We start from the raw sequence: 4,728 nt of genomic DNA on the forward strand, positions 1-4,728 counted from the left end.
GATCGCTGTGCGTTCCATCGGGTTTTGCGCAAGCTGCGCTTCGATGGTGCCGAGCGTGCCGGTCAGGATGCGTTCGTCCGGCCAGGAGGCGCGGAAGACGACCGCGACCAGGCATTCGGCGCCGTAAAGCGGCGTGAGATCCGCGACGACGCGGTCGATGGCATGGATGGCGAGATGAATGGCAAGCGTGGCGCCGGTGCGGCCGAAGCCGGCCAGCGTTTCGCCGGGCGGCATCTTCGAGGCGCGGCCGGAAACGCGGGTCAGCACCAGGCTCTGGGCGAGTTCCGGAATGGTGAGCTCGCGGCGCAGTGCCGCCGCCGCCGCCGCGAAGGACGGCACGCCAGGGGTGAGCGTGTAGGGGATGCCGTGCTTTTCCAGCCGCCTGATCTGCTCGGCCACCGCGCTCCAGACCGAAAGATCGCCGGAATGCAGGCGCGCGACATCCTGGCCGGCCTTGTGGGCTGCGACATATTCGGCCTCGATCTCGTCGAGCGACATCGGCGCGGTGTCGATCAATTTGGTGCCGGGCGCGCAGTGCTCGAGCAGTTCCGGTGCGACGATCGAGCCGGCATGGAGGCAGACCGGGCAACTGGCAAGCAGCCGCGCGCCGCGCAGCGTGATGAGATCGGCCGCACCCGGACCGGCGCCGATGAAATGGACGGTCATGGCGCATCTCCGCTGATGGCGATGGCGCAGGTGACCGGGCCAAGCACCGTACGTGGCCCGAGCAGTCTTGCACCGGCCCCGGCGACTGCGAGAGCGGACGCTTCCGAAACCGACGGCGTGCCGGCGCGGCTCTGCGAGAGATCGCAACGGCTGCGGGGCGAGGCCTGCTGCAGGACCCGGTCCTCGGCAATGACCACCGGCAGGTTGAGCGCGCGGCCGGCGGCGGAAATCGCCGCCTCATCCTTCTTGAGCGGGGCGGTCGCCAGCGCCGAAAGCGCCGTCATCGCGAGGCCATGCGCCTCAAGCGCGGTCTCGATCGCCGCCAGCACTTCTTCGACGCTCACGCCTTTGCGGCTGCCTATGCCCGCGACCATCATGGTTTTATCCAGCTCCACTGCGTGACCGGCATGGCCGGACGCCAGGCTTGCATCGAGCCGACAGGCGCCGCGCGCGATAGCGCGATGCGCGTGAGATCGCCGCCGCGCCTGTTGTTCTGATCAAGCAGCAGGGCTTCCATCTCCAGCGTCACCGCATTGGCCACGAGCCGGCCGCCGGGTCGGAGCGCCTTGATTGCCTTTTCCAGGACGCCGGCATCGCTGCCGCCGCCGCCGATGAAGATGGCGTCGGGCGTCTCCAATTTTGCCAGCGCCCTGGGCGCGGCGCCTTCGACCACGACGAGGCCGGGCACGCCGCAATGCGCGGCATTGCGGCGGATGCGGGCGGCGCGTTCGTTGTTGGCTTCGATGGCGATGGCGCGCAGCGAAGGGTGCGCCAGCATCCATTCGATGCCGATCGAGCCGGAGCCGGCGCCGATGTCCCACAGCAATTCGCCGCGCTTTGGCGCCAGCGCCGACAGCGTGATGGCGCGGATCTCGCGCTTGGTGATCTGGCCATCATGCTCGAACAGGTGATCGGCAAGGCCGACGGTCAAGGGCAGGACACGCGCATCCGGCGTCGATTCAATGTCGAGCGCCAGCACGTTGAGCGGGTTGATTTTTTTAAGATCGAAGGTATCGGCGCGAACGGTGCGGCGCGTTTCATCAGGACCGCCGAGCGCTTCGAGCACCGTCAGCCGCGAAGGGCCGAAGCCGAGCTCGTCGAGCAGCGCGGCGATGGCGGAGGGAGCGTCTGCGTCCGATGTCAGGGCAAGGATGCGCGCGCCGGGATGGAGCAGGGGCCGGATCAGGTCGATCGAATGGCCGTGCAGCGAGATGGTCTCGACGTCCTGCAAGGCCCAGCCGAGGCGGGAGGCGGCCAGCGACAGGGAAGAGGGCGCGGGCAGGACCGTCATTTGCTCCGGTTTCACCTTGCGGGCCAGCGTGACGCCGACACCGTGGAAAAACGGGTCGCCGGAGGCTAGCACGCACACATTCTTGCCTTTCAGCGCCAGCACGTCGCGCATTTCGGCATCGAAGGGCGTCGGCCATGGGCGCGCTTGGCCCTTGGCCAGCGACGCGACAAGGCTGAGATGCCGCTTGCCGCCGAACACCACCTCAGCCTGTGCGATGTGCTGCTTGGCCTCGTCGCCGAGACCCGCTACACCGTCCTCGCCGATGCCGACGACGGTCAGCCATTTCGAGGCGGGCTTGGCGGCGCGCGGACCCTTAGCAGGCATGATGACCCACCGTATCCTGATCCTCGGCGGAACGACGGAAGCCCGGCAACTGGCCGGGAAGCTTGTCCGTCACGCGGATTTCTCGGTCACGCTGTCGCTGGCCGGCCGCACCGAAAGCCCGGTCGCGCAAGGCGTGCCGGTGCGTGTCGGCGGTTTTGGCGGCGCTGAGGGGCTCGCCGCCCATCTTCGCCAGGAAAAGATCGATCTGCTGATCGACGCCACGCATCCTTATGCGGCACGCATCTCGGCCAATGCCGCCAAAGCCGCAAGCCAGGCTGGCGTGCCGATCCTTGCGCTGCGCCGTCCCGGCTGGGAGCCCGTCGCGGGCGATCGCTGGACGCCGGTCAACAGCGTCACCGAGGCAGCAAGTGCGCTCGGTACGGCGCCGCGTCGCGTGTTCCTCGCGATCGGCCGGCAAGAGGCCGGCGCCTTCGAGGCCGCGCCACAGCACAACTATCTGATCCGCAGCGTCGATCCGGTCGAGCCGAAGCTCGCGGTGCCCGATGCGCTCTACTTGTTGGCGCGCGGACCGTTTCCGGAAGCCGACGAGCGGGCGCTGCTCGAAAAATACGGGATCGATGCGGTCGTTTCCAAGAACAGCGGCGGCGAGGCGACCTATGGCAAGATCGCCGCTGCGCGGGCGCTCGGCACCGAAGTGGTCATGATCCGCCGGCCGCCTTTGCCTGACGTGCCGTCGGCCGAGACCGTCGATGCGCTGGCGGCAAAGGTCGATCATCTTTTCGACCCTGTTGCCGAACGCGGCGTGTAGACCAACTCGGGTTTTTCGCCGCGCTTGATGATGCGGGTCTCCGGCGAGCCGATGATGATGCAGGTCGACATGTCGGCTTTTGCCGCATCGGCGTCCGCCAGCAGGAAAACCTCGATGCGCTCGTCCGGCCGGCCGGCGGCGCGACCGAAGATCACCGGCGTTGTGCCGGGCAGGATCGCCTTCAGGCATTCGAAGGCGCGGCCAAGCTGCCAGGGGCGGGCCTTGCTGATCGGATTGTAGAGCGCGATGACGAAGCCGGCTCCGGCCGCCGCCAGCAGACGCAGCTCGATCAGCTCCCAAGGCTTCAGATTGTCGGAGAGCGAGATGGCGCAGAAATCGTGGCCGAGCGGCGCGCCGATGCGGGCGGCGACGGCAAGCATGGCGGTGACGCCCGGGACGACCGAAAGGTCGATGGCACGCCATTCGGCGGGACCGGCCTCGATCGCCTCGCAAACGGCCGCGGCCATGGCGAAGACGCCGGGATCGCCGCCGGAAACGACCGCGACGCTGTGGCCCTCGGCCGCCTTGGCCAACGCTTCGTTGGAGCGCGCAAGCTCCTCGCGATTGTCGGAAGCGATGCGGGTCTGGTCGGACCGCAATTCGAGGCGGTCGAGATAGGGTTTGTAACCGTAGAAGAAGGAAGCCTCGGCGACGGCATTGGCAGCCTGCGGCGTAACCTGGTCGGCGTTGCCGGGGCCGAGACCGATGACGGTAAGGCGGCCGCTCATGGCTTGGCTCCAGGGCGCGCCGACCAGCCGGCGACCAGCACGATGGCGAAATAGGGCGCCTTGTCGTCCGGCCTGTCGGCAAGCTGCATGGAGACGCTACCCGGCATGGTGCCGCGCTCGACATAGACGGCCTTGGCCAGCTTACCGGTCGCTTCCAGCGCGCGGCGGATTTTCGGCAGGTTGCGGCCGACCTTCATGATCACCGCTGCATCGGTGTCGGCCAGCCGACGGGTCAGCTCGAACTCGCTCATCGTGCCCGGCAACACTGTCAGCACATCGTCGCCCTGGACGATCGGCACGCCGGTCTGCGACCAGCAGCCGGACATGGCGGTGATGCCCGGGATGACCTCGGTCGGGAAGCGGTGCGAGAGGCGCACATGCAGGTGCATGTAGGAGCCGTAGAAAAGCGGATCGCCCTCCGACAGCACCGCCACCATCCTGCCGGCGCCGAGATGCTCGGCGACCTGCTCGGCCGACTGCTCGTAGAAATCGGTGATCTGCGCGCGGTAGTCGTCGTGATCCTTGTCGATCTCGGTCGTCACCGGATAGAGCAGCGGCAGCTCGACCATCTCTGGCCGGAAGCGCGCCTCGACGATGGCGCGCGCATTGCTGTTGTTGCCACGCTTGGCGAAATAGGCGACGACGTCGGCCTCGGCCAGCGCCCGCGCCGCCTTCAACGTCAAAAGCTCGGGGTCGCCGGGGCCGGTGCCGACGCCGACCAAGCGGCCTTTCACGATCGCGTTCACAGGCCGGGCCTCGCCAATGAATTAAGCGCGGCGGCGGTCATGGCGCTGCCGCCCAGCCTGCCGCGCACGATGGCGTAGGGCGCGCCATAGGAATTCTCGGCCAGCGCGTCCTTGGATTCGGCCGCACCGACGAAGCCGACCGGCATGCCGATGATCGCGGCCGGCTTCGGCGCGCCGTCGCGCAGCTTTTCGAGCAGGTAGAAG

7 protein-coding genes are annotated in these 4,728 nt (G+C 68.0%); 1 reads left to right on the top strand and 6 read right to left on the bottom strand.

Annotated features, from left to right (window positions below; translation table 11 throughout):
- From cobM to cbiE, 3 genes are all read right to left on the bottom strand, one after another.
- Positions 1–666 (bottom strand): precorrin-4 C(11)-methyltransferase (gene cobM, locus EOD07_RS23265; RefSeq protein ID WP_127237125.1); only part of this gene is annotated, 666 nt, incomplete at its 3' end.
- The gene (locus EOD07_RS23270) at positions 663–1,043 is read right to left on the bottom strand and encodes a cobalamin biosynthesis protein (RefSeq protein ID WP_127237126.1); all 381 of its coding nucleotides are present in this window, start codon (positions 1,041–1,043) and stop codon (positions 663–665) included. The genes cobM and EOD07_RS23270, both read right to left, overlap by 4 nt.
- Positions 1,040–2,281 (bottom strand): precorrin-6y C5,15-methyltransferase (decarboxylating) subunit CbiE, encoded by a 1,242-nt coding sequence (gene cbiE, locus EOD07_RS23275; RefSeq protein WP_127237127.1) that lies wholly within the window; start codon positions 2,279–2,281, stop codon positions 1,040–1,042. Before cbiE ends, EOD07_RS23270 begins: the two co-directional genes overlap by 4 nt.
- Before the next feature lies 1 nt (position 2,282).
- Here cbiE and EOD07_RS23280 point away from each other — a divergent pair, with 1 nt between their 5' ends.
- The gene (locus EOD07_RS23280; RefSeq protein WP_127237128.1) at positions 2,283–3,050 is read left to right on the top strand and encodes a cobalt-precorrin-6A reductase; all 768 of its coding nucleotides are present in this window, start codon (positions 2,283–2,285) and stop codon (positions 3,048–3,050) included.
- Here the strand turns inward: EOD07_RS23280 and EOD07_RS23285 are convergent.
- The 3 genes from EOD07_RS23285 to EOD07_RS23295 all read right to left on the bottom strand — a co-directional run.
- Positions 3,014–3,778 (bottom strand): precorrin-3B C(17)-methyltransferase, encoded by a 765-nt coding sequence (locus tag EOD07_RS23285; RefSeq protein WP_127237129.1) that lies wholly within the window; start codon positions 3,776–3,778, stop codon positions 3,014–3,016. The two genes, EOD07_RS23280 and EOD07_RS23285, sit on opposite strands and share 37 nt — an antisense overlap.
- Entirely contained in the window at positions 3,775–4,524 is a 750-nt protein-coding gene (locus EOD07_RS23290; RefSeq protein ID WP_127237130.1) for a precorrin-2 C(20)-methyltransferase, read from the bottom strand. Before EOD07_RS23290 ends, EOD07_RS23285 begins: the two co-directional genes overlap by 4 nt.
- On the bottom strand, positions 4,521–4,728 hold a 208-nt coding region (locus EOD07_RS23295), incomplete at its 5' end, for a precorrin-8X methylmutase (protein ID WP_206519530.1). The genes EOD07_RS23295 and EOD07_RS23290, both read right to left, overlap by 4 nt.

The organism is Mesorhizobium sp. M2C.T.Ca.TU.002.02.1.1, assembly GCF_003997225.1.

Bases quoted from the DNA above. Each gene is read 5' to 3' on its own strand.
- EOD07_RS23270 (WP_127237126.1), bottom strand. From the start codon at position 1,043: ATGATGGTCGCGGGCATAGGCAGCCGCAAAGGCGTGAGCGTCGAAGAA.
- cbiE (WP_127237127.1), bottom strand. From the start codon at position 2,281: ATGCCTGCTAAGGGTCCGCGCGCCGCCAAGCCCGCCTCGAAATGGCTG.
- EOD07_RS23280 (WP_127237128.1), top strand. From the start codon at position 2,283: ATGACCCACCGTATCCTGATCCTCGGCGGAACGACGGAAGCCCGGCAA.
- EOD07_RS23285 (WP_127237129.1), bottom strand. From the start codon at position 3,778: ATGAGCGGCCGCCTTACCGTCATCGGTCTCGGCCCCGGCAACGCCGAC.